The sequence below is a fragment of the Acinetobacter sp. YH16031 genome (assembly GCF_013417335.1).
GTDB lineage: Bacteria > Pseudomonadota > Gammaproteobacteria > Pseudomonadales > Moraxellaceae > Acinetobacter.
This window is the reverse complement of the sequence record NZ_VPED01000154.1, coordinates 1-1,545: the sequence shown is the minus strand read 5'-3', so window position 1 is coordinate 1,545 and position 1,545 is coordinate 1. Positions and strand designations below refer to the sequence as shown.

Annotated in this window: 1 protein-coding gene and 1 pseudogene; both read right to left on the bottom strand. The window is 35.3% G+C overall.

The genetic code is table 11. From position 1 onward, the window contains the following. Positions 1-116: 116 nt before the first annotated feature. Entirely contained in the window at positions 117-581 is a 465-nt protein-coding gene (locus FTV31_RS17485; RefSeq protein WP_257222737.1) for a hypothetical protein, read from the bottom strand. 243 nt (positions 582-824) lie between these two features. Further along, a pseudogene (locus tag FTV31_RS16775) lies at positions 825-1,545 on the bottom strand (protein rep); the annotation flags it as partial.

Genomic DNA, 1,545 nt, shown 5'->3' with positions numbered 1-1,545 from the left:
CATTTTTGTTACCGTACAATAGTATTGCTCCTATTCATTTAGGTAGCTCCTAAAATGTTGCCGTACAACTACAGGATTCCAAAGCCTTGAGAATTGCCGTTCTCAGGGCTTTTCTGTTATTTGAGGTTCTTAACCTCAGTAGCAATCTGTCCTAGCTTTTGGTTACCATCAAGCAAAAGATCACCTGCAAATTTTTGAACAATGCTCAAGGCATTTTCTTTGTTATCTCTAATCTGCTCTAAGGCTTCTATAGTTTGCTCAAGCACTGGAACATATTGTTCTAACATCTCTAAAATAATCTTTGTCTTAGGTTGTCCTGTTAAGTCAGAAATCTTATCTAAAACTTCTTCCATCTCAGGAGGAACACTCAAAGCAATGCGTTTTCTGGTCATTCTTAAATTCCTGTTACCTATGGCAACAATATTACATCTATTCAAAAAATAAGCAAATATTTTCTTGTCGGCATAGCCGAAAAACTCCCGATCTTGGTTCAGATGAAAGCTGTAATCAAAGAAAGGAATATTTTGTAATTCTTGTTGTGTCAGTTCGCTCGTAGACACTCGCTCTGTAAAATAAAGCATAAAAAAACGCCCAAGATATTTATCTCAGGCGTTAATAAAATTCGGAAGAAGATTTATAAGGTTGTATAAATCTTCACAATATCTAACTTAACCTAACTGTTAGACAGCGTTAACTTATTTTCACTTAGTGAAACAGAGGATAACGACTAGACCAGCGGTTAAGACTGCGCGGCCTTGAGACTATAACTATAAGATTAAAAATAAATAAAATCAATTTATTCTGATTAATCAAAAATATGATCCCTAAATCAAAATATTGTTATGCCTTATTAATCCATAATTAAGTAAGCATTGCCTTATTAGTTCCATCGGTTTTTTAAGTGTCTGATCTTCTGCAACAGCAACTAGTAATTCACCCTGTTTTTTCTGTTTTCTAACAGCATTCCACATTTCAATATCTAGCTTAAAAAGCAGCTCCGCTACGTTGTCGGTATCGTCTACAATTTCCTGATCGGTTTTTTCTTCTGCTTTACTAACCAACTTTTTAAGACCTTTCGACCAATTCAACTGGCGAGTGCCTTTGAAAGCAAAATAATATAATTTGAACAGATTGGCATCTGTTTCATTTTCTGAATCTGAATAACTTCTCAAAATATCAAAAGGGGTGCGGGAATTTTCTTTTCCTTTTTTGATATGACCCTTAGTCATCTCATGCTCTAAGCCCCATTTTGCAACATAACTACCTGCTTCATTTCCGCCTTGTAAATCTAATCCGTGTTTTTCACTTGGAGTATCTAATCCTGATTTCTCACAGCAATCTTTCCAGATGTTGTACATATCCTGCTTAATACCTGGTAATGATTCTTTGCCTAAAGAGTAAGGAACAAATAATAAAACGTGATAATGGGGATGGAATCCATTTGCACCGTGGGTAATTTCAAAGCATGAGATATAGTGTTTTATTTGCCAACGCTCAAACATATCTTTAGATGCACGGACACCCTTAAAGAATTTTGAGTATGCT

Coding starts and splice junctions, on each gene's coding strand:
- FTV31_RS17485 (WP_257222737.1), bottom strand. CDS start 581: ATGCTTTATTTTACAGAGCGAGTGTCTACGAGCGAACTGACACAACAA.